The 23,833-nt window shown below is 36.6% G+C and carries 16 protein-coding genes; 3 read left to right on the top strand and 13 right to left on the bottom strand.

Annotation, left to right across the window (positions count from 1 at the left end):
- Nucleotides 1–48: 48 nt before the first annotated feature.
- Nucleotides 49–1,845 (top strand): GmrSD restriction endonuclease domain-containing protein, encoded by a 1,797-nt coding sequence (locus RCG21_RS17450; protein WP_308913502.1) that lies wholly within the window; start codon nt 49–51, stop codon nt 1,843–1,845.
- A 309-nt stretch (nt 1,846–2,154) separates the two neighbouring features.
- On the opposite strand, the gene RCG21_RS17445 is transcribed toward RCG21_RS17450, so the two are convergent.
- The 3 genes from RCG21_RS17445 to RCG21_RS17435 all read right to left on the bottom strand — a co-directional run bounded on the left by RCG21_RS17445 (nt 2,155) and on the right by RCG21_RS17435 (nt 3,510).
- The gene (locus tag RCG21_RS17445; RefSeq protein WP_133337185.1) at nt 2,155–2,358 is read right to left on the bottom strand and encodes a cold-shock protein; all 204 of its coding nucleotides are present in this window, start codon (nt 2,356–2,358) and stop codon (nt 2,155–2,157) included.
- A 563-nt stretch (nt 2,359–2,921) separates the two neighbouring features.
- The gene (locus RCG21_RS17440; RefSeq protein ID WP_308913501.1) at nt 2,922–3,122 is read right to left on the bottom strand and encodes a cold-shock protein; all 201 of its coding nucleotides are present in this window, start codon (nt 3,120–3,122) and stop codon (nt 2,922–2,924) included.
- A 187-nt stretch (nt 3,123–3,309) separates the two neighbouring features.
- Nucleotides 3,310–3,510, bottom strand: a complete 201-nt coding sequence (locus tag RCG21_RS17435; RefSeq protein ID WP_308913500.1) for a sporulation protein Cse60 — start codon at nt 3,508–3,510, stop codon at nt 3,310–3,312.
- Between the two features lie 865 nt (nt 3,511–4,375).
- Here RCG21_RS17435 and RCG21_RS17430 point away from each other — a divergent pair.
- Nucleotides 4,376–5,131: an NERD domain-containing protein gene (locus tag RCG21_RS17430; protein ID WP_308913499.1), complete on the top strand. Its 756-nt coding sequence runs from the start codon at nt 4,376–4,378 to the stop codon at nt 5,129–5,131.
- A gap of 189 nt (nt 5,132–5,320) precedes the next feature.
- On the opposite strand, the gene RCG21_RS17425 is transcribed toward RCG21_RS17430, so the two are convergent.
- Genes RCG21_RS17425 through RCG21_RS17415 form a run of 3 tightly spaced genes read right to left on the bottom strand, consistent with a single transcriptional unit; the run spans nt 5,321 to nt 9,975 of the window.
- A complete protein-coding gene (locus tag RCG21_RS17425; RefSeq protein ID WP_308913498.1) occupies nt 5,321–5,923 on the bottom strand; it encodes a hypothetical protein in 603 nt (200 codons plus the stop codon).
- Nucleotides 5,924–5,938: 15 nt separating this feature from the next.
- Nucleotides 5,939–6,376, bottom strand: a complete 438-nt coding sequence (locus RCG21_RS17420; RefSeq protein ID WP_308913497.1) for a hypothetical protein — start codon at nt 6,374–6,376, stop codon at nt 5,939–5,941.
- Entirely contained in the window at nt 6,373–9,975 is a 3,603-nt protein-coding gene (locus tag RCG21_RS17415; protein WP_308913496.1) for an AAA family ATPase, read from the bottom strand. The genes RCG21_RS17420 and RCG21_RS17415 overlap by 4 nt, the downstream gene beginning before the upstream one ends.
- 282 nt (nt 9,976–10,257) lie before the next feature.
- Here RCG21_RS17415 and RCG21_RS17410 point away from each other — a divergent pair, with 282 nt between their 5' ends.
- On the top strand, nt 10,258–10,614 hold the full coding sequence (locus RCG21_RS17410) for a DUF898 family protein (RefSeq protein ID WP_308913495.1): 357 nt from the start codon (nt 10,258–10,260) through the stop codon (nt 10,612–10,614).
- Nucleotides 10,615–10,752: 138 nt separating this feature from the next.
- Here the strand turns inward: RCG21_RS17410 and RCG21_RS17405 are convergent, their stop codons facing one another.
- From RCG21_RS17405 to drmA, 7 genes are all read right to left on the bottom strand, one after another.
- Complete coding sequence (locus RCG21_RS17405) at nt 10,753–11,088, bottom strand: hypothetical protein (RefSeq protein WP_308913494.1); 336 nt, start codon at nt 11,086–11,088, stop codon at nt 10,753–10,755.
- Nucleotides 11,089–11,331: 243 nt separating this feature from the next.
- Nucleotides 11,332–13,077, bottom strand: a complete 1,746-nt coding sequence (locus tag RCG21_RS17400) for a DEAD/DEAH box helicase (RefSeq protein WP_308913493.1) — start codon at nt 13,075–13,077, stop codon at nt 11,332–11,334.
- A gap of 604 nt (nt 13,078–13,681) precedes the next feature.
- Nucleotides 13,682–16,504: a hypothetical protein gene (locus RCG21_RS17395; protein ID WP_308913492.1), complete on the bottom strand. Its 2,823-nt coding sequence runs from the start codon at nt 16,502–16,504 to the stop codon at nt 13,682–13,684.
- A 306-nt stretch (nt 16,505–16,810) separates the two neighbouring features.
- Nucleotides 16,811–16,975 carry a DNA cytosine methyltransferase gene (locus RCG21_RS17390; RefSeq protein WP_308914275.1) on the bottom strand — a complete coding sequence of 55 codons (165 nt, stop codon included), beginning with the start codon at nt 16,973–16,975 and terminating at the stop codon, nt 16,811–16,813.
- Nucleotides 16,976–16,985: 10 nt separating this feature from the next.
- A complete protein-coding gene (locus RCG21_RS17385; protein ID WP_308913491.1) occupies nt 16,986–18,260 on the bottom strand; it encodes a DNA cytosine methyltransferase in 1,275 nt (424 codons plus the stop codon).
- A 130-nt stretch (nt 18,261–18,390) separates the two neighbouring features.
- Nucleotides 18,391–20,106, bottom strand: a complete 1,716-nt coding sequence (gene drmB, locus RCG21_RS17380) for a DrmB family protein (RefSeq protein ID WP_308913490.1) — start codon at nt 20,104–20,106, stop codon at nt 18,391–18,393.
- A gap of 2 nt (nt 20,107–20,108) precedes the next feature.
- Nucleotides 20,109–23,681 (bottom strand): DISARM system helicase DrmA, encoded by a 3,573-nt coding sequence (gene drmA / locus RCG21_RS17375; RefSeq protein WP_308913489.1) that lies wholly within the window; start codon nt 23,679–23,681, stop codon nt 20,109–20,111.
- Between the last annotated feature and the right edge of the window lie 152 nt (nt 23,682–23,833).

The following is a 23,833-nucleotide window of genomic DNA, read 5'->3' as shown; positions in this document are numbered from 1 at the left end:
AATTACGTTATAATTTATGTAATATTGCATTTAAAGGGAAGTGATAAAGTGAGTAATTACAACGTCAACAATAGTACTGTGGAATCCATAATAAGTTGGATTAAGAATAAAATGATTGCGATACCGGAAATCCAAAGACCTTTCGTCTGGGATGCATCAAAAGTTAGGGATTTAATGGATTCCCTTTATAAAAATTACCCGGTTGGATATATAATTACATGGCAAAATCCTGATACAAAACTAAAAGATGGTTCTTTGTCGATGGGTAAAAAAATCCTAATCGACGGACAACAACGAATCACCGCTTTAACAGCAGCGATAACGGGTCATGAGGTTGTAGATTCTAATTACAAAAAGAAGAAAATCCGCATTGCTTTTAATCCAATAGAAGAAAAATTTGAGGTGCAAAACCCTGCAATCCTAAAAAATGTGAAGTGGATACCAGATATTTCAGATGTTTTCTCTCCTGGGTTCAATTCTTTCAGTTACATAAATGAATACTGTTCATCTAACCCTGAAATGGATCATAACGAAATGAATCGAGTGCTCCAGAAATTAATGCAAGTAAAATATAGCAGCATCGGGATGATCGAACTTTCACATAACCTTGATATTGAAACAGTTACGGAAATATTTATTAGAATAAATTCAGCAGGTGTTGTTCTAAGCCAGGCAGATTTTGCAATGTCCAAGATTACGGTAAATGAATCTTATGAAGGTCCACAAATTCGAAAGACCATTGATTATTTCTGTCATTTAATTAAAAATCCAGCTGATTATTCAAATATAGAAAATAATGATACTGATTTTGCCTCAACATCCAATTTTCAAAAAATCAAATGGGTAAAAGATTATCACTCATCTATTTATGAACCGAGCTATTCTGACTTATTAAGAGTGGCGTTTACTTATAAATTCTTACGAGGAAAAATATCCAATTTAGTGAGTTTGCTTTCAGGGCGTGACTTTGAAACGCGGGAGTATAGGGAAGATATTATCGAATCATCTTTTAAAACATTAAAGGATGGCGTTCTTGAATTTATCAGTGAAACAAATTTTAAACGATTTGTTATGATTGTGAAGTCTTCAGGAATTATCACACCAAAGCTGATTCGTTCAAAAAATGCTTTAAACTTTGCCTATACACTCTTTCTATTAATGCGAGAGAAGAATATCGACGGAAATGAAATAAATCAAATCGTTCGAAAATGGCTTGTATTATCTGTATTGACTGAACGGTATTCAGGATCGCCCGAAACAATGTTTGAATTTGATATCAGGAGATTTAATCTTGCCGATAAACCGATGAATTATTTAAAGAGTATTGAAGCTGGCGAACTTTCGGATGCTTATTGGAACAATATTTTGGTAACGAACTTAGATACCTCCGTCACCAGTAGTCCCTATTTCAATTTGTTTATAATGGCGCAAATTTATGATAAAGATAATGCCTTTTTATCTAAATCGATTACGGTAAGTCATTTAATCGAAGAACGAGGGGATGTCCATCATATTTTCCCGAAAAAGTATCTTCAGAAAAGTGGGATCAATTATCGTGGAAAATATAATCAAATCGCCAACTATGTTTATACAGAACAAATTGTAAACCTTTCGATCAAGGACAAAGCCCCATCCAATTATATGGAGCTTGTCAAGGTACAGTGCAATGGCGGACCAATTGCCATAGGAGAAATCACAAACGAAGACGAATTAAAGTCGAACATGGAAATGAACTGTATCCCTTTATCGATATTTAATTTAGACTTCACCGATTACGAGGAATTTCTAAAGGAACGCAGACAACTTATGGCCACTAAAATTCGCCGATTTTATGAAAAGCTATAATTAATGAAGGGCTGCACAAATTGGGCAGCTCTTTTTGAGTATATTATAAAGCTCTGGAAGAACCTGCAACTAAATCTTTTTAATCTTCGGCTTGAATACTTTCCTAGATTCCTATCAACCGCACACCTTCCTTTTCAAGCTGGACTTAGAAAAGCCAAGCTATGGCCTAAAAAATAGGTCGAATAGTTCTAAAATCTGCTCTTAAGAACAAATTTCAAAGAAAAGGCATCCAAATGGGCTCATTCGGATGCCTTTTCCTACACTCTGACAGGCTCTAACATAAGAGTCTGTCTATATTTATTCTTATCATTAAGCAGCTTTTCGTACGTTAGCTGCTTGCGCTCCACGTTGACCTTGCTCAACGTCAAAAGTCACTTCTTGACCTTCTTCTAATGTTTTATACCCTTCGCCTTGGATAGCTGAGAAATGAACGAATACGTCTTCTCCACCTTCACGTTCGATGAATCCGAAGCCTTTTTCGCCGTTAAACCATTTTACTTTACCTTTTTCCATTTTTGTTGCCTCCTAGTGTGTTAACACACACAATGTTACTATCCCTGCTCTCAGTGATCATCAAGACGAAAAGTTTTAACTAATACTATCCTTTACACCGAACAAAAATAATTCTTCCTTATAATAGCATTTTTTGGAATTAATTGCAAGCTTAATATATATAAGACGGATTTCCAAAATTTTTGTCGTATAGACCCGTCCATTCAGAAGTTCGTCAGCTTAACCTTTTTCTTTTAGGTGTATTTGCATCCTCACTATATTCAATCAGCTCAAGCACCATGAACTACACCACTCCCTCAAGTAGGGTTTCGGTAGCCGAACGGTTACGGTAGTTTACTACTTAGAATTGAAGCAGAAAATATTGCTTCAGGTCTCTCATAAAAATTAGAGTGAGTTCATAAGCCACTTTCATTAAATTTGGATTATCCTTAATTGTATGCTACACTTTGGTTACCATTTGATTTACTGTTTTCATATTCCCTACTCATTCGTGAGTGGGGTTTTTTGTTGTTTATTGCATAAAAAAACAGACTCTATTTTTAGAGTCTGTCTATTGGTTTTAATTAATCTTTACGAACATTAGCTGCTTGTGGTCCACGGTTTCCTTGTTCAACGTCAAAAGTCACTTCTTGACCTTCTTCTAATGATTTGTAGCCTTCGCCTTGGATTGCTGAGAAATGTACGAATACGTCTTCTCCACCTTCACGTTCGATGAATCCGAAGCCTTTTTCGCCATTAAACCATTTTACCTTACCTTTTTCCATTTGTTTTGCCTCCAAGTGTGTAAATACACACAGTGTAATACTATCCTTGCTCTCAGTGATCTTCAAGACGAAAGTTAAACTTATACAAATCCTTTACACCGAACAAAGATAATTCGATTAAATTTTGCCATATTTGGTAAATAATTTCAAATAGGAAATTCCACAGCTCGTAAAAACTGTTTTGTTTTTACGATTTCTTTAATATAATGATTGCAGTATATTTTGTATCTGGATAAACCCCATACTCAGTATGCGTGCTTATAGCAAGTGGAACAGAATTATATTTAACATCTATAAGCTTTCCTTCCTCTAATGAGCCAAGAAAATCATTAACTACCCGAGTAAATTCTATGAAGTCTGTACTTTCAAAACCTTTTGCCTCATACATAAATTTATCCCTCCCTTCATCTTATCTTTCTACACAAAAGGCATATTCTCCTGTAAGAACTCCAATTATATAAATTCCTTTCACCCGTTTTATTTGTTTGTAATATTATGTACTTTTGTTTTTCAGCTATTCTGCCACGAGGGTAAATAAAAGATAAATTATCTTTCAAGGCCTATCCTCAGATAATTATCCTATTCATTTATAAATATATTTTGCAGCTCCCCCGTTTTCAGAACAAATCTAGGTCCTATTAATAAACAAGAAGATATTAAACAAGCTTTTAAGTATTTAAAAATGATTTAATACGTTAAATATCAAAGGACAAATAAATATTTATTCGAAAAGCCCCGTTTACTAACGTGGGCTTTTTTTCTTGTTGGTTTATTAGAATATATCTATTTACTTATTATCTAGTTAATTTTTTGTAATTATTTATACATATCTGTATTAATTGGTAGTTTATTTTTTTCCTGTAATTCATTCTTCAAACGGTATTAAGAAAAAACACTAACTTACAAGTACCATGGGGACGTGTTCTTTCGGCACTTTTTCACAGAATGCTAATTTATTTAGTTAAAGATGCACCAACTTATTCCTTACTTGCACCTAAAAATAAAAAAACGAGTAATTGCTCTACACAATTACTCGTTTTCAGCTTTTTATTTCGTAGTCTAGATCTGATTTTCCGATAAGTAGCACCATTCCATTTTAGATAGTTAAGGATAAATAGTAAAATTTACCCATAAATTAGGTATATAATTGTAAAATAGTAATTTCAGAGTTCAATTAAAAATATATTAATTAACTAATAATGGATAAAAAATGATAAAATAGTATCAATTGTATTATATTGGAGGATTTTGTCATGATTTATTTTTTTATTTTAATTTTTATTGCATTGGTAGTAGTAAATTCAGCTTCTTTTAAAGGGAAGATTGGAGAAATGAAGGTCAAAAACACACTTAAGAAATTAAACCCTGATCTTTACATTTCCAATCATGACCTTTACATACCAATAGAAAATGGAAATAAAACAAGTCAAGTTGATCACCTAGTTCTTTCTCGTAAAGGTATATATGTAATTGAAACAAAGAATTATAAAGGATGGATTACTGGATCTGAACAAAGCCAATTCTGGAATCAAACAAACTATAAAAGAAAAGATAAATTTAATAACCCTATTTGGCAAAATTACGGACATATCCAAGCTTTAAAAAGTTATTTGGGAGATTTAGTAGAAAATGTTCCATTTTTCTCGATTATTGTTTTCGGAGATCAATCAGAATTAAAGTTTAAATCTGAATTCAAAAATGCATCTGTCATAAAAAGAAACAAGTTAATAGGGTTAATAAATGGGAGCACCAATTCAAACATTCTTAGTCATCAACAATTAAGGAAAATCCAGCATAAAATAGAACCATTAGTAAACATATCGAATTCAGAAAAAAATAAAGTGGCTAAAAATCATCGTAGTGAAATCCGATCCACTTTATCACAAAAAAAACAAAGCATTAAGAACAATATTTGCCCCAGATGTGGTAATCCGATGGTTAAAAGGAAAGGAAAATATGGTGAATTCAAAGGGTGCAGTAAATATCCTAAATGTAAATTTACAGCATAAAAAGGCAGAGGTTTCCTCTGCCTTTTTAAATAATGTTTACTTCGAAGAATAGGTGCCTCTCAGTTATCCTAAAAAAATTTTTAAACTTTTAAACTAAATGACCATTTTTCTAGTGTTATATAGTGACGCAAATAAATTTACAACAGCACTTTTAATACTTTAGAAAAATAGCTAAGTGATTCAGATTATTTATGGCTTTAAAGTTACTGTATAGGTATTGGAACCACCGACAGTTACCACATTAAAATAGGTTTGTCTGTTATTTGGAAATTTGACCGCATATGAAATTCCTCCCCCATTATCCTTTAGTCCCTTGACAGTAATGATACTGGGGACAGGAATAGATATGGCAGCCGGATCATTAGTAAGAATAAGTTTCTCCTTTACCGGCTTTCCGTCGACAAGGATTTGAACCTGGTCCAAATCCTCTTTATTAAAATCCCAAATAAGCATTCTAGCACTTCCGCTTGAATCAATTATTGAAACGGAAAAGTTTTTGGAAGTAAGACCTGCATTTGACTCACTTTTAAATAAGGTTTCACCTGCTTTTGTTGATTCACTGGTTCGGTTTCCTACAATTTCTTCTGCCTTTCCTGATGTTGATCCCCCGGACACCATGCTAAAAATGATACCTAGAGCAACTGCAAGAAGAATTCCGAAAAATACAGGCTTTCTATGATTATTCTCGTTATAAATAACCTCTTCTCCATTAGGATCTTTATCGTTCATTTCTTCCTCTAATTCTTGTAAATCTACAGATTGGTTTTTATTTTGTGCAAATCGTTTCTTCACAATAATGCTCCATTCCTATTTATGAATTTTGTAGCTTATTGGATATTTATAATACCAGTACGAGAGAAATATCCTTCCCACGACGAATGATAATAAGGCTAATACGATGGCAACACCTTTGGGGTAAGCATTATTATCCGCCCAAAGGTTAGCAAACTCTAAACCTATCTGTAAAGCCAAAAATGAAAGATAACCCATTTGCAGAAAAGGCAGCAACACCGGGAATTTTTTATAGATCCATTTTAATGAGCTGACCTTCATCGATAAAAATAGTATAAATCCTAATAGAACCAATGCTGGTAAACCGAAAGCAAGTTTAGGTACTTCATATTTAAAAACATTAGAAAGATCAGAAACCGTGATGATTGGCCCGAGTATAAGAATCAGAGCAGTAAACGGAAAAAGAATAATATAAAACAAAAAGGCAAATAAAAGGCTGATTAACTTTTTCATCTTGTCAGAACTCCCACCTTCAAAAAGTCTTCTTTCTTTAACAGAGTCAAGTCTTCGATTGTAGGATTACTATTTTGACTAATTCTGAGAGCATGTTGGCGAATAGCCGCTTCACAAATATTTCTTGCTAAACGCCCGTTACCTGATACCACATCACCTGAATAATTTTCCAATATATCTCGTAGAGCCATTAATCCATCAAGACTCAACTCATATCCTTTTGGTTTCAGTATGTTTCTGCTAATCAAAATAAGTTCATCCACGGAATAGTCAGGGAAGGTAATCATATTTGGGAAACGTGATCGAAGCCCTGCATTAGTCTCCATCAACCGATCCATATCATCTTCATATCCAGCCAAAATGACAATGATATTGTCCCGGTGATCATCCATAAACTTAACGATTGTATCGATTGCCTCTTGCCCAAAATCTTGACTGCCTCCAGCAAGAGCATAGGCTTCATCGACAAAAAGAATACCGCCCAATGCTTTCTCCAATACTTCTCTTGTCTTTAAAGCTGTTTGACCAATATATCCTGCAACCAAACCTGATCGATCTGTTTCAACAATGTTATCCAGCTTAATAACACCGAGCTCCTTTAATCTTTTCGCAAGGATCCTTGCGATAGTCGTTTTGCCTGTACCTGGATTACCTTTAAAAATCAAATGTAATGATTGGGTACTCATATCAGGTAACCCCATCTCTTTACGCCTATTCGCAACCTCAATTTGTGCAGACAATGCTTTGACAAAATCCTTTACACTATCAAGGCCAATAATTGATTGTAGCTCATCCATTGCATTTCCGTTCTCAGGATGTACCGTCAATTGAAAATCTTCTAGTGTTAGTTGATTTAAATCGGCTTCCTTTATCTCAGCATTTTCAACGATTCGAATAGCCTGATTACGAATCGCTTGCTCGATTGTATTACGAACAAGACGTCCGTTTCCACTGTCATTTTTACCTAGGATTTGCCTTTGATTATAAAAATCAATCAGTCGAACATTTACATCAGATGCAAGAAAAAATCCTTTATTGTTTGATAGAAGTTCCGTCATTTCTGCCAACTGCTCAGGGGTGTAGTCTGGGAACTCAATTTTTAAAGGAAATCGGGAAGATAATCCCGGATTAACCTTCATAAACCGCTCCATATCCTCCGTATATCCGGCTAACACCACTACCAAATCTTCGCGATAATTTTCAATGAAGCGAACAATGGTATCAATTGCTTCTTTGCCGAACCCTCCACCTTGCACCCCTTCTTCGTTAAGGCTGTATACCTCATCAATAAATAAAACACCGCCAAGGGATTTCTCTAAAACCTCCGTTGTCTTAACAGCAGTTTGTCCCATATACTCGGAAACTAAGTCTTGGCGTCCTACTTCGACTAAATGTCCTTGTTTCAACAATCCCATCGACTTCAACATTTCGGCAAGGAGTCTGGCCATCGTTGTTTTACCAGTTCCAGGGTTTCCTGAAAAAACAAGATTCAATGTTTGTGATTGTTCCGTAACAATTCCTACATCTCTTCTTTTTTGATTGGCTAATATTTGTTTTTGGAGGGTTCTCACAAAATTCTTTACATTTTCCAAGCCAATTATTTTATTAAAAGATGCATCTATGTCAAAAGGCTTTTTGGCAGCAATACCAAAATCCTGTGCGGTCAATAATTTTAAATCCTTATATCCTGTTTCATTAATTAAACGGACAGCCTGCTTTCGAATTGCTTCCTCCAAAGTATTCCGAACAAGCCTGCCGTTTCCACTATCATTTCTTCCAGAAATTTGTTTACTTTCAAATAATGCTAACAGGTCTTCTCTGAGCTCTGGTTCAATATTGAAATCACGTGCTCCAACCATACTATTCAATATTTCAAACATTTCCTCAGAAGTGTAATCAGGAAATTCTATTAAAAATGGAAATCTTGACTTAAGACCGGGATTTGATTTTAAAAAGCCTTCCATTTCGTTTGTATATCCTGCAATCACCACAACGATATCATCTCGGAAATCCTCCATTCCCTTTACGAGTGTATCAATTGCTTCCAAACCGAAAGGATCTTGCTTTTCTCTAGAGAGTGTGTAGGCTTCATCAATGAAAAGAACACCACCAAGTGCACGTTGAATGACTTGGTTCGTCTTAGGGGCGGTAGATCCTAAATATTCACCGACTAAATCCTGTCTCGACACTTCTACTAACTGTCCTTGGGAAAGTAAACCAATGGCCTTAAGAATACGTGAAACCAACCTTGCAACGGTTGTCTTTCCTGTTCCTGGATTTCCAGTAAAGACCATATGCATGGCCATATTATCTGCCTTTTTATATCCTGCGTCCTGCCTAGCTTTTTGGATTTTTACCGTTTCAAGCAGTTCTGTGACAGAGTGTTTAACCCCTTCCAATCCAGTGAGACTGTTCAACTCTGCCAATAAGTCCTCGATTTTTTCCTCCTTTACAAGTGGAACAGATTTTAGCGGGAATGACTGACCTGCTTTTGCAGCAATTAACACATCTTCATTAATTTTTATAAAGACTTGGTCTCCAGCGTTTAAAACCTCTCTGGCACGCAAATCAACTAGGACTTGATAGAAATCTTTTTCAACAAAATCTTGAATTGCAGCTCCGTAACGTTTTGTGGCCAGTATTCGTTCCGCAAGCTCCGAGAAAACAGACTGGTTAAACGTAACGAAAAGCTGGGCTTGTTTTTCTAGTTTCTGAGCCGTTCCTATTAATTTTTTCCTCAAAATAATCGCTAGGTCTTCCTTTTGCAAAGCAGTTGAAAGTGCAAATGATTGAATCCCGTTTAAAATTACTGTAGGGATTTTAGTAGCAGTCGATTGTGGTAATTGCCCGCGTTCATTTTCATTAGAGTCTGCATCTAAATAAAGAAGCAAAAAATAATTTGATGCATCAATCATAATGCCATTGGAAGTTCGAAAATATCCATCAGAGAATAACTTTGCTATGTAGTCCAATATCTGGGAATTTGAATTTTCAATACCTGTAAAACAGACAGTACCGATTCCGTATTCAAAAGCAGCTAAACAATCTGTAATAAAGTTGGTATGAATGTCAGCCTCTGAATACTTTTGTAAATCAATTTTAGCAAAACGGTTATAAGGGACTAATTTTTTCTTATATAGCTGATTAATCAAAAGGCTGATTGCTGTCATTTTCCCTGTGCCAGTTGGGCCGGAAACCAAAATTGTGTTTTGAATTGTACCTTTTGCCCTTTTAAAAAAGGCCTTTTTATAGGAAACGAGTAGTTCATCAATAAACGAGCCTTGGCCAAGGATTTCTCCATTTAACACATTTTTAATTTCTTTAAAAATAGCATCAAGCTCATCATTGGAACGGTTAAGCACAAATTGTTTAACACCTGCTTTGGCATCCTGTAATACTTCTTTTACAGCCGCTGAAGAGTGAGGAATATTCTCAGGTATATTTGAGATAGGGCTTTGTTGTCCATTTGTGCGAACTGAGTTGACTGAAATAGAAGACCGGACCAATTTTGTTTTTTTGCCTGTAAAACCTTTTGCTTGGACATAATCAAATAATTGGATTTCAGGCAGCAATATGCGAACCCATTTTTGTAAATTCATTTTATAAACCCCAATTCATTATGGTTTTATAGATTGTTTTATTTGGAACTCTATTAATTCACTAAATTTGAAATCACTAGGATTTTATACCTATTATAATATAATTATCTAAGTTTTGCAGATTTCTGTAGGTTATTAATAAATTAATCTTTAATAATAAAATTAACAGATAAGTAAATCCAACTAGAAGAGGTATTACAATTGTTATAATTATAATAAAAAATATGAACTGCGGTTTCCTTTTTATGGTATGATTTACCTATAACATTCAGAGGTGAAATTATGAGTGAATTAACAACAATTAATATAAATCAAAATTATGCTGTACAAACTGAAGGAAAGTCCTATTTTGATGGGGGATTACTTCAGTACATAGGATGGTCAATTATAGGTGGGATTGTGACAATCTGTACATTTGGAATATGTTATCCTTGGGCAATTACTATGATCTTAGGCTGGAAAACAAGACATACTGTAATAAATGGAAGAAGATTAAAATTCACTGGATCAGCAATTGGACTATTTGGAAACTGGATTAAATGGTGGTTATTGTGCATTATCACTCTTGGAATCTATAGTTTCTGGTTGTTCATTGCAATGGAAAAGTGGAAAGTAAAGCATACGATACTTGCTGATTAATCGAGTAAGAGTCAAAGCCCTCCAATTTAGGAAGGCTTTATTTTTTTTTGATGATCTATGAAGTTTTTAGCGGAGATAATTATTCAAAAAAAGATTTTTATATACTTAAAAAGTTATTTCCGATTTAATAATATTATTTTACAAATTATTAGATACATCTTTTGCTTGATGTTCCATATATTCTTCACGAATCGCCGATAGTGACTTGCCACTTTGTTTATGAATAGCAAAAACATATGTCTGTACGCTTGACCATCCATAAATTTCCTTTAACCATGCTTGTAAAGATAGTTCTTTGTCATCCGCCAATATATTTCCATTAGCCTGAAGAACACCTTCATTGCCTCGATCCTTAGCAACAATAATATCTCCTTCTTTCACCACACCCCAATCAAGCATTGCATCAATCTTAGGTAGAGTCCGCCGGGTACCGCCTTTACTTCTCTTCACCGTTAAAGATAATGATTTATCCATAAGATTTACATAATAGGAAATCCTAATATCTCAAAGATAAAAGACCGTATTTCTAGAATAGATAAAACACTGGATAAATTGGATATTATTCAAGCTTGGGTTGAAGAGGATGGAAGTGTAAATTTTGAAGGAAAAAATGCATTTCTTTTAGAACTTGGATTCAATAAGAATTAGTTTATCAGTATTTCCAAACATAAAAGAGAGCCTTACTATAGATAAGGCTCTCTTTAATTAGAGTTGCAATTATAAAACAATTACCTCACTATCTTCCTTTACCTCTCTCACCTGCCACTCCGCCAAAAATCTCGCATATGCAAGTGGTTGCCCATGTCGTTTAATATTTTTCGAGAAATCTACAATTTTACAGTATTTAGTCCCACCGAATTTTTCCCCTCTCAAACCACGGCCTACCATTTGTTCGTATAATACAATACTAGTTGTTGGCCTACAAATGATAATATGATCAGTTTTTGGAGCATCAAATCCTGTAGTTAAAACACCGTAATTGAACAGAAATTCAATTTCACCCTGTTTAAAAGCGGATATGTACATCCTTCTTATAGGTTTTGGTGTTTCAGCTGATATAACAGCAGATTTTCTTCCCATGGAGTTCATCATCATGGCCAAAAACTCGCCATGTTCAACGGTGCATGAATACACCAATGTTGAGGATCCCTCAGGAATTCTTTGCATATACTCAATAATATCAAAGTTTCTTTCATGGTTTGCAGCCAGTTGTCTTAAAAATTCGGGACTCAGGTCATCTTCTTCATTTAACATGTCATCAGTGACTTCCATCTCGAGTCCGTTATCATGAAGCATAAAAATAGGCTCTGCCAAAAATCCCTCTTCTCGAAAGTACAAGAGTGGATTTACTTTGTACCTTACCATGTCGGGCAACTTTGGATGTATTAGATACGCTTCAAATTGATCGACTAATTTCATTGTCTCACCGTTACTTCTGCCAGGAGTAGCTGTCAGGCCACAGATAGGGAATAAATCTTCACCTGCCAATTGTCTGGCTTTATCAAACAAGGCATTATAACTTTTTGTTGTGGCATGATGTGCCTCATCAATTATCATGGCACCACAATTTTTCAAAATTTCATCTAGTGCTTCGTCATCACTTTGTATTCTGGAATAAAGCTGTTGAATACTCGCTATGACAGCACCGCCAATCATATCCTCAACCTTGACGGTTTTCCCGCCAAAGTACCGATAAACCCGCAGAGATTCTGGGAACTCCCGTTCCTGCCACATATCTGTTTTACAGGAAATCGCTTGTTCACAGAGTTCTTCACCTTGGGCGATCCATAACATATACTTACCCTCGGCAAACCTTGGCTGCAACCAATCTATAAAACTTTCAACCGCCACTCTTGTTTTGCCTCCGCCGGTTGGCAAGGTTACAACACATCGAGTCTTATCTTGATCTTGGTTTAATACTTCGAGCATTCTCTGTTTTAATCCCATTTGATATTCCACCAACGGCGGTACTTTTTTTCTCGGTTCGATGTCTTGGAATGGGTCAGTACTGTGGTCTTTCGGAAGGGCGATTCCGGAAAAAACAAGCGGAAATCCAAATGTTTTCACAAAATCTCTGGCCCACTTTCCCCCGACTACCCATTTCTTTTCAGCCAGTGCATTAATCATATAAGATGAAGACCGAATATTTCTGCCTGTTATCGGGTTACGCTCATATAATTCTATCAATTTATCTTCAGCCAATTGTCTCAGCAAGTGTGCTCTAAGATCACGGACTTCCTTATTACTTCCAGCAAAAAAATACGGACCTTTTTCAATAACAATCATCCTTGCTAACTGATTCCCATATACAGTACCATCACCAAAAGCCGTCAACATATGATTCAATTGTTTGTATTTTTCTTTTCCCAAAAATTTCGTTAATGTTGTAAGAGTTACATTATATGTATCTATTAATAGTTCAACAATTTGTTCAATCTCCAAATCTGATGGAAATGCATTCATCGCGATAACTCCTATAGTAGTATTCTCCTATATTTTAACATGGAATTGTAGCTACTTTAACGGAAATACTAGGCATTAATAATATTTGTTCCAAAACCAAGGACTAGTATTGATTATAAAATATACTAAACAAACTTGTACAACTGGACTCCCACACTTACGAAGTACCGAATTATCACCCAATAGAAAAAAAGACCTTCCTATTTTAGGAACAGGAAGGTCTAATAAATCTTGGGATTCTATTTATCAATTATTGTTCTGATTTCTTCCAGCTTTAATTGACTTTCTTTATGCCGACCATAAAGATGTTCAACAAGGTCGGCAATTTCATTTATGATTACTGGCTGCTCTTTTTTGGTTAATGTTGTTAACTTATTTATGCTTGCTGTATCATTTTTTTAATCCCCAGTGCACTTTTTCCCCAGCACTGTATACCTTTTCATATATTTCCCACTAATCGTATTGGGGAAAATCCACTTCATTAATTTTTTTGATTTGTTTTCCCTTTCTCACGAGTTGTACCATTCTAGTTAAATCACCCTCATCTATCACACTTGTCATCTTTTTTATATATTATTAGATTTTATTAATAAAATATATTCTATTACTTAAATAAATTAATTATAATCCCTATGAATCCAATGCAAATCGCCAACCCAATGAATACTTTTGATTTTTTGCGATATATATTATTATCCTCTTCTTGGATTAGAAGCTTTTTTTCAAGAATCTGGATTCTGTTCTCCATTTTATTCACTTCTTCCAATAACAGATCATTTGAAATTGAAGATTGATTACATACTTCAGTATTAACCAAAACATCCTGCGGATCATTACTCGATTGTGAATCATCGGATGATATCGTTATGGTATTATTCCCCAGTTGATTGCCTATTTCGGAGTAACCAGCATCTTCAGAAATATCAAGTATAGGTCCGGAGACATTCAATGTACCCATTTCTTGTACATTAATTTTATCAGGATCATTATCTTTAATTGGATCTGCCAATTCGTCTGTTTTTTCTTCGATCTCAGTGACGGCATCAATTTGTTGTTCAATTATATGCAAATTATCTTCCGAGCTGTTAATCTTTGTATACCATTCAGGCGGGTTAATCTCAGGACCATTCCATTCAATTATGGTTATTTGATCTGACTCATTAAAAATAAATTCTCCTCTATTAATCAAGCAGAAGATCTTATACTTGATTAATTCCGTATATTGCGCTTCCATAATATTTTCCAACCCGATATAATTGAACCTTTCCCTATAGGAAAAAATTTCAGGAAATTGGTTTGAAATGGCTTCAATATCATGCTCTTCCCTTAAATCCCAATGATAGTTGTAATTATAATGACCATCTTTTTCTCCATTAGTTTGAGTTCCGTTTCTTTGGATAAACGGAAATCTGTTAATCTGCTTATTACTGGTATCAATAAAGGACAGGATGTATTTTTTCCCGGAAGTAATGGATCCCACTTGAACAATATTTGTTGTCTTTTTCTCTGAATGAGTATGGCCAATTTGACTTTCAATTGCTACAAAACCGTTTATTTCATCTTTTGGGAAATCCTGTCGATCATTTACAGGTGTAATTTCCATTACCGCTTCAGTTGAAGTTTCTTTACCCGTTATTTGAAGCGGTTCTTCCTCAACTGCATCATTAGAAATTTCTTCAACATCTTTTTCAAGGGCGTTTTCTGTATCAACTTGGAATAGTGTTAACTGTTCTATGTCAGTTTTGAAAAGTGTTAACTTCTTCTCTAACCCTTCAAAAGAGTATTCCTGTTTATCCGAAGAATTCCACTGTTTTTCCACATTTCCTTCTCCATGATTATTGGACGGACTTTCCTGGGATTCATCAGGTTCAAAGTCTTGCATTACACTTTGATCATTTTCATCCACATAATAACCCGACAATTTGGAAATATTTAATCTCCAATAACCTTTTTTGTCGGGAAGATTTACAAAACAGTCATTTTTGGATAATAGATTGGTAACCGTATTTTTTGTCGTAGATCTTATTTCGTTCACCTTATCCAGTAACATAGTCCAGTGAATTCCTGATGGATAAGTAGCCATTACTTCACACATAATGGTAAAAATAGATTTGTTTACTCTTTTACTCTCTTCAACCAATTTCCCAATATCCAAGAATCGCTCCTGTTCTAATGCGTACCTTTCATCCATTCCCATGAGATTGACCACCAAAGAGGTTTGTTCACCCAATTCAATTTTGAGCCTGCTTCCCGGTTCAATCATATAATCTGTATAAAAATCAAAAATTCCATTGCCATAACAGTAAACTTTATCATTCTTAATTCTTAACCAACAATCGTAATTGAAGCCTTCAATCGTTATGAAAGTCTTGCCGATTTTCTTTTCTTCCTCCAAATTTAACGCAATTGCAAAATTGATAGGCAACACCAGATAACCTTTTACCCTCTCATAATAGGAGATAGTGGAATAGAAATATGATAATAACTTTACAGTATCATTATCCTCAACGTAATCCTTTTTCTTGCTGCCCTGTAAAGGATCCTGTTCAGGAAACTGTGCCAACTCTTCGACATTTTCTATAACCGGAACGGAGTTGCGGACTGAATAACTAACATATCCCTGGTTCAATTCCAAATCCGGTGCAGCTTTAACGTTAATCCATCTGCCTTTTCCAACCTTGACCAAAGATGGAACAGTTTCAAAAAAATCCTCAAGTGCCTGGAAGTAAGAAGGATAAGATGGATGATTTCCCTTTACTGTAAGGATTTCGGTAATACAATTTTTTAATTTAAATTCGCCTTGCTGCCGGTTTACCCAATCAAGCAATTTCATACTCTGTCTGGCTAGTTCTTCCCGGATTAATTCCGGTACGACAATTTCTGTGTTCTGGATTTCCTCTTTTTCCACTTCTATTGAAATAATATTATTCCTGACTGTAAAGCGCCGATCCATTTCAGGAAAGAAAATCGAAATTTCCTTATCCAAATTGTATTTACTTAATATAATTTCATATATTTCTCTCTTATCGGCTGTTTCAATTTCTCTTTTTTGCATATATTTATAGACTTGATCATTAATGAGCTCCCACTCGGATAACATCCAGTAAGCTGTTCCATCCAGCTCTGTAAATCTGATATCTCGAAGCAAGAACTCCCTCAGTTCCCGATCAGTATTAAATGACCTGAACCGCCTAGTCAATTCCCTTAGTTGAAAAGGTTTCTTCAGGTTTTTGACATACTCAATAATTGGGCTTAAAGATTCATCGATTTGACTTTTTATCCCCCATAAACCGCTTTCATCTTCTTCAAAATATGATCTTGGCGCATGAAGAGCCAAATCAACAAACGTTTGGATATCAGCCTCTGAGGTGGAAACATCTTTCGTCCAATGGCTCACAACATATTGAACAATTTCTGGATATGGCAATCTTCCATTCCTGCTTTGAAACAAACTCTTCTTTATTAAACTGATATTACTATAACAAGGTCCGGACTTACTGGCTGTTCCCCAGGTCACAATTGTCTCACCCTTTCAATATATTTATTACATCAAGAAGAATTATTTTTATATAGTATAATTCAACAGCTTATTACAATTTCATTCCTTTAATAAGGACTTATGCAACAGGATTGATCAAACTTAGTAGTAAAATGTTACTAGTAAAACCCAAAAATAAAAGCTGAAAAAACTACGCCCTTATGCAGTTATCCAGCTCTACATTTTATAAAGTTCCTATATAACACTTCTGTATACTTCTTTTTTATCCAATTCTATTATCTTTTCCAAGATGGCATCTGCAATCGCCTTTGCCATCCGAGGAGGAACAGCATTTCCAATTTGTCGGTATTGTGCATTTCTTTCTCCGAAAAATTCATAGTTTGCAGGAAATGACTGTATTAAAGCTGCCTCATACGGGGTAAATGTGCGAGGCTGTTCCGGATGAATAAATTTCAGTCCGTCTTTTTTGCATATGCGCCAAGATAGTATTGGAAGGACTGTTCCAGCAATGCTTTACATACGTATCTTTGTGCTTATTTCTGCTGTAAGGGTAAAGGGAATCCAGAAATCCATCATAGAATGGGCTGCCCTCTTGCATTAATTGTGCTGAAGTTGATTTTTGCTTCATTGCACAAAATATGACTATATCCCTGAAATTATGCAGGCGTGATGAATGCAGTGTTATTTTCGGTTCAATTTTTTCATTTTTATCAAGATTACCCAAAAGTTCGTTATAGCCATTTATAAAGTCAATAAGTCCTTTTTGTTTGAAACGTTTCCTTGCGTTTAGTTTATCGTATTCAGAATTTAAATAGTTTAATAAATTTGTAAAATCCTGGCTTAGTATTTCTTCTCTATCTTTATAGTTATCAGCAAGGAGATTAATAGTCTGTACAAAATATCCAATACTTTTGGACAAATGTTTAACTGTGACATCTATATTCTTTAATTGATCCATCCGTGAAATATTAATTTTGGGTAATAATATTGGAAGGTGGCCAATTGAGTCTTTTAAAGTGACATATGGAATTTTGGATGGGCCGTGTGTTGGGATCGGCACTGGGTTTTCTTCCCCTAGTCTGTTTGCAATAATGATAACCCTTTTTCGAAATTGCGGGACTCCAAAATTTGCTGAATTAAGTACTTGATATCTGTTTGTAAAGCTGTTAGCAAGTCGAGTATGATAGCCCATCTCTTCCAGTTCATCACAGATTAATTCTATTACCTGCTTATGTCCATTGGAGAGATCTTCGGACTCGACAGATTTAGAAGCCATGCCTTCCACATTTTCCATTACGACAAACTTTGGTTTTATCCGTGCTACTATTTCCAGATAATGTTTATAAAGAGTATTTCGGGGGTCGTTCTTTAATGCTTCTCTCATTTCATGGGAACCTGATCTTGCTGGACCTGCCAATGAAAATGTCTGACAAGGTGGTCCACCGATTATGACGTCTACACCGGCACATTCTTTAAACAATTTTTCTTTAACTTTTACTTCTGTAATATCACCCTTTAAAACCTTGTTTGAACCGAGCTTATTTTCCAATGTTTCACAGGCGTCATCATCAATTTCTAGTGCCTTAACGATATCAAATTCATATCCTTTGATGGATGACATTAAAAAACCAGTGGAAAACCCGCCACCACCAGCAAACAAATCAAGAACCTTTATTTTTTTCATTTCCTCTTTTCCTTTTTCCTTAATAATACATTCATTATAGCATACAAATTAATACTTTTTGCCTGTAAAATAATACACCTTTCGAAAAGTTCTTATGAAAAAGGGCAAGCAATGATGCTTACCCTTAAAATCAAAATTCAAAAAATCCGTATTCATTGTCATTTGATTGAAAAAGAGATAATCTGTCCAGCAGCAGGTTTGACCATTCACAGGATGTTTCCGAAATTAATGAACAGGCATGGCAGGCTGACAGGTTCAACTTGTTTTCCACCACATTCTCCGATTCGCTGCATAATGGATCGGATGTACATATTTTTGCCCGCTCAATGGCCTGCTTTAATAGTTTATGAAATTGGTCTTTTCTTCCTTGTTGTATGATGCCCCCAAGAGATCCGTCCGAGTCAGGTGAGCCAGTGTACAATAAAATGCCGCACATATTGGGACCTGAGTAGATTTTTTCCCTTATGGAGTTGGATGAGTAGCCGCATGATAAGGACAATTCTCTTATTAAAACATGGGATAAAGAATGAAGGAGCACAAATCTTTCCGAGAATCGTTGGTCTTGCTTCCACCCTTTTTCTTCCCGCCATTTTTGATAACGATTCAGAAGTTGCTGATAGCGCCGCGACTTTTGCTGGACTGTTTCTTCCCATTGCTGCAACTGATATTCATTTAATTGTATGAAAATTCCTTCACCGAGTATTTCAACACCTGGCAACCAATCGATGTCTCGATCACTTGTTAAATATGAGTAGGAAACTTCATTCTCATCATTTGGATCCGGATAATCAATCCGGGTAAAGCCTCTAATTACCCGAATTTCTCTAAGACGATGGGCCAAAACCACTCTTGATACGTATTTCGAAATGGATGGATCCACCTCTTCTTCTTCAATATGAAAATGTTTGGTCTTTTTCTCCTTATCCTGAAATGCCATCCATTCCTCATAGCGAATATCTTCTTGTTCTTCACCAAGTTCATGCCTCTGTTTAATTGCAACCCATATATCATCCAGCTGTTTTCGATCATAACCCCTGAAAATATACCTTAAGGCATATTTCAGCTCCTCAAACCCTTCATTTTGAATAATATCCTGTATATCTGCCCATTTATTGCTAATGATTTCCTGTATATCATCAGTCCAAGGTGGAATAGACAAGGCACTGACAGTCGAGGAAAAATATACGTTCGAAGCACCTCGCTGCAATCCGCGTGGCACTTTGGTGCAGCCCCTGCTCTTTTCACGCTTCCAGGGACTGTTTCCATTACAGGTCCCGATAATACCTTTTAATGAGTTCTTTTTAAGAGCACCAGCCAACGTATTAGAAGCTTTGCATTTTTTACATAAAATTAGGATATCATCTAAAGAAGAGCTTCTACCTTGAGACTTCAAATACAGATCCGGTGAACCGCAGACTTTATCATGGCCTTTGTGGCACCACTCCGCCCAAGGGAAATCGTCAATATGACCTTTTTCGCATGCCATAATTAAACGTGCTGGATAAGCCGGAGCTGTTTTGGGATGACAATCGCAGAAAAATCCACGATAATCATTCCGAAAGTCTTTCCTAAGTGAACCGCATCTCGAACACACCCTATATTTTGGGAAAGAAATAGCCGGGATACCACCCCTTCCTTTGATGGATTGCGGTTGTAAAAAATAAGAAATGTCCAACCGGGCCGAGAGCCTCGGTTCATATATTCTCCGGTAGTAACCTTCTTGTTCCTTCCAATCCTGCAGACCCATAATCATGACGGAATCATCTTTAAAATCCACTAGTGATCCCGGTCCAAAAGTAGTTACCAACTGACTTGGTCTAATTCCTCCAGGACTTTTTTTGCCCATTATTAATCCTCCTCATCCATCAAATAAGTATAAAAAACATCCACTTCCGCTTCCACGTCTCTTAATGAATCCGGTATAAGCGCAGCGTTTTTTATATCCTGATTGATGCTTCTGAATAGTACCGGAGTGTCCTTCGGAGTAAAGTTATATTGTTGATAGCTCAGTTGGTCAGGATCTTCCTGGGCTCTTTCAGACCACCATTTTAAAATGGAGTCAATTTCCTCCTCGATGTCACCACTGTCAATCTCATCAATTTTTGTACCCCGTGCAATAATGTAATTTTTTATATCATTTAGATAACCATTATCAAGATCGAAATCTTTTGCGCTGGAATTTTTATGGAGTTGGGAATCCAGCTGCCTCAGCATACCAACGACAATCGCCTTTAATCCTTTATCTCTTGCCCGATATGAGAATGGCGTGACACTTGTCGCTTCAACATACGAGTAAAACTTGGAATGATACGAAATAAATTGTTCATAGTGGGAAATATCCCTCGGTCTTGACCAATTATATAGGGTAAAAACCAAACCCGGATATTTACGGCCCACGCGGCTTGTAGCCTGGATATATTCTGAGGTACCTTTCGGTTGTCCGGTTACAACCATCATCCCTAGGCGATCAATATCAACCCCAACCGATATCATGTTAGTCGCAAGTAACACATCAACAGCCTCTTCGGTACCGGCAGGCTGTTCCAGTTTATTTAAAATGGCCGGAATCTCTGTGGCATCTATCCGGCTTGTCAATTCTTCCTTGTTCTTGATAAAGCGCCTTTGCCCTTTCTCTTCTACAAGGTATTTAATCCGGTCAGGAATGTCGTCTTCCACCAGTCTCAAAGTGCCGCCAAGTTCCCGCAAGCTATTGAAATAGCCTGCCAACGTATAATATGGATCGATATCTTCACCCTTCAGTTTAAGTTCCTGCCCTTTTTGCAATAAATCGGCATAAATACGTACCAAAGATGTTTTTCCGGAGGAGCCCGGGAAATATAAGCCTACGTATTTTCTGCCCGGTTTGCTCCCACCTGTCACCTCATAGGAGAAAAACGAATCTTCGGCATTAATTCCGGATGGAGGAAATTGGCGGACTTCCCTGTTAAAAATGCCACCAACCTGGTCCGATGCCCTTCTAATTGTTGCGGTGGAGGCAACAACTTTCGGCTGTACTTTAACTCCATTTGTTTCAAAAGCTGATAAATAATCAACCGCTGTTTCGTAAAGGCCAACCATCGAACCCAAGGGACCGGAAATGAGGTGCAATTCGTCCTGGATAATCAGTTCCGGTGGCAACAAGTTTGATATGTCGACCGTTTGTGATCTTGGAAACTCTTGTGTTGAATTATGAGACTTGGCATGATCTTCCCCTTCACGGATGAACCCATGTCTCTCACAATATCTATCCACCTTTCCGAATAAAGGGCCAATTTTCCCCGTCCATGGCAGCCTTGCAAATTTATCCACTGTACCAATCAGGATGGTTGGGCACATGTAGTAGATGGCTTCATCAACAGTATAGGCCGGAATATTTTGTTTGTGGAAGAAGCATTTTTCATTCGGGCAATGTATCGTAAATACTTTTTGTTCAATTCGATACCTTTCGGGAGTCAGTTCCGCCCCGCAGCATGGACAGTTATGCAGTTGGATCGGATTCCCACCATATACCTTCTTCCCTTCCTGCAGCTTGTCGAGCGCTTCTTTTGCCGAGTCATCTCCATCGACCAGCATGTTTGGCGTTGTGCCTCCGCCTACCCATAGTCCAATACTGAAGCTTTCTTTACCCCATGTGTTTGGATCTTTGGACCTCAAGTATTCAGCAGCACAAATAAGTGCAGACGCTCTTTGGAATTGTTGTATCGTCAACAATCTTAATGTGTACCGCATCAAGACAGTTGTCCCGGCATAACTGTCAATCCCCTCGGGCACACCATTTAAACGGCGCAACGACATGACAAAAGCTGCCAGTCCCAAGTAAGCTTCCGTTTTACCTCCACCTGTCGGAAACCAGAGGAGATCAACCAGATCCCTTTCTTCGGAAGTAGGATCGACAATTCCTTTTAAATTAAGCAAAATAAATGCCAGCTGGAAGGGGCGCCATCTTCCTGAAAGTTCAAGATCTTCTCGGAACTCGCCAGTAGTTCGGAAATGCTTGGCCCGCTCGGAAAAGGCCCGTTGATAGAGCATCATTTCATTGGCAATTTTGAATGCTTTAAAGGCTTTACCCTTGTCATCGCAAACAATCTCAATACCTTGTCTCATTCTTTGCAATGCTTCGCTGCACGATTGAATTAGCTTTTGTTTTTGCTTTTCATGTTCCGGTACATCGATTGCTTTTTGTTTTTCAATCCACGCCTCATAGGCATCAACAAGTGGATTTAATTGTTTTCTTAATTGGGCACCATCTTCGATATAGGAGAGAACATACATGTCTAATCCGGACATTCCCTTTAGCTCCAAGTGCTCAACAGCAGGTATTTCATAGGTTGGCATAAAAGTTGTATTTATGCTGCCGGCCCGGTTCAGACTATAATTTTTCCATTCTACGGCGCACCCGTGGCCTACAGCAAAATCCGCTTTGTTTCGGTATAAAAGCTGAGATCGTTCCATGTCTTCATCTTCGATTTGATTGATAAATCCATGGTCTCTTCTTAAGAATGGCATTTCACCTTCAACTGGTGAAGTTAATCGGATGCACGGTTGAAAGATAATATGTTCAACGGGTACATCGGCATTTTCTCCGTCATTATAGCGATTGACCAAAAAGACGCTCAGAAAAGTCTTTTCATCTTTTTTCTTGACCAGCCACAAGAGTTCGAGATTTTCATCTTCATATAAGAGAAAACCTTTATTTTGGGCAAGGTCAATCGTGCCTGTCTGATTTCTTTCAAAGCGTTGATATACCTTCTTCTTGTCCTCTTTTGTTTCCTCGTATTTTCCATAGGTAATATTAACGCTTACATTTTTTACTTCAGGTGCAACATTGCAGGTCATGCCAATGGATGATTGATGGAATCGATTTTGATTGGCGGCAATTTCATCATCGTCTTCTTCCTGTTCTGTTATATAACGGTTTTGAGTGTCGGTCTTTTCATCCGTATCAGAATACAGCTCCACCGGTTCAATATCCTCTACCTCAACATTTGCAGGATAAAGCATTCCACCAAGATAGTATACGTTGGGACGTTCTTTTATCGTTTCATCACGACCATTCTTCGGTCCTATTAAATCTTTGAACATTGTTTCTATGTAGTTATCCCTAATAACGGAATAAGAAGTCGAATTTCCCTTTTCGGATTCCTTCTTGCCTGTATCATCGACCTTATCCAGATTTGTACTATTTATTCTGTTATTTACTTCAGCTGTCCTATGTTCGTTTTCAACAATGGACCTTAAGCGCCATTTATCCTCTTGAAGGGAAAAGGCCTCGGAAAATCTCTCAAGATTGTTTTGCAGTTGCGGCAGTTTTATGTATGGATTAATGATTTTGATTTGATCCAAAAGTTCATCAATGGTTAATCCGTTAGGTGTTTCACTAAGCAGCCTTTGAATGTTTTGTGCAATTGGCGGCAATCGCATGTACTGTTCCCCCTTTGGTACAACTAGTGTTCATTACTTTTATCCTACAACATTGGCCAGTTTTTAACAATAATATCCATGACAGTATTCATTTTTATAGTTTTGTTCCAATCTAATGCAATAGAAAAACAGCCGAAAATTTCGGCTGCCAA

The organism is Bacillus salipaludis (assembly GCF_030938565.1).
In the GTDB taxonomy this organism is placed as follows: Bacteria; Bacillota; Bacilli; order Bacillales; family Cytobacillaceae; genus Neobacillus; species Neobacillus salipaludis_A.
The sequence above is the reverse complement of the archived record's forward strand: the minus strand, read 5'-3'. Positions and strand labels throughout refer to the sequence as shown.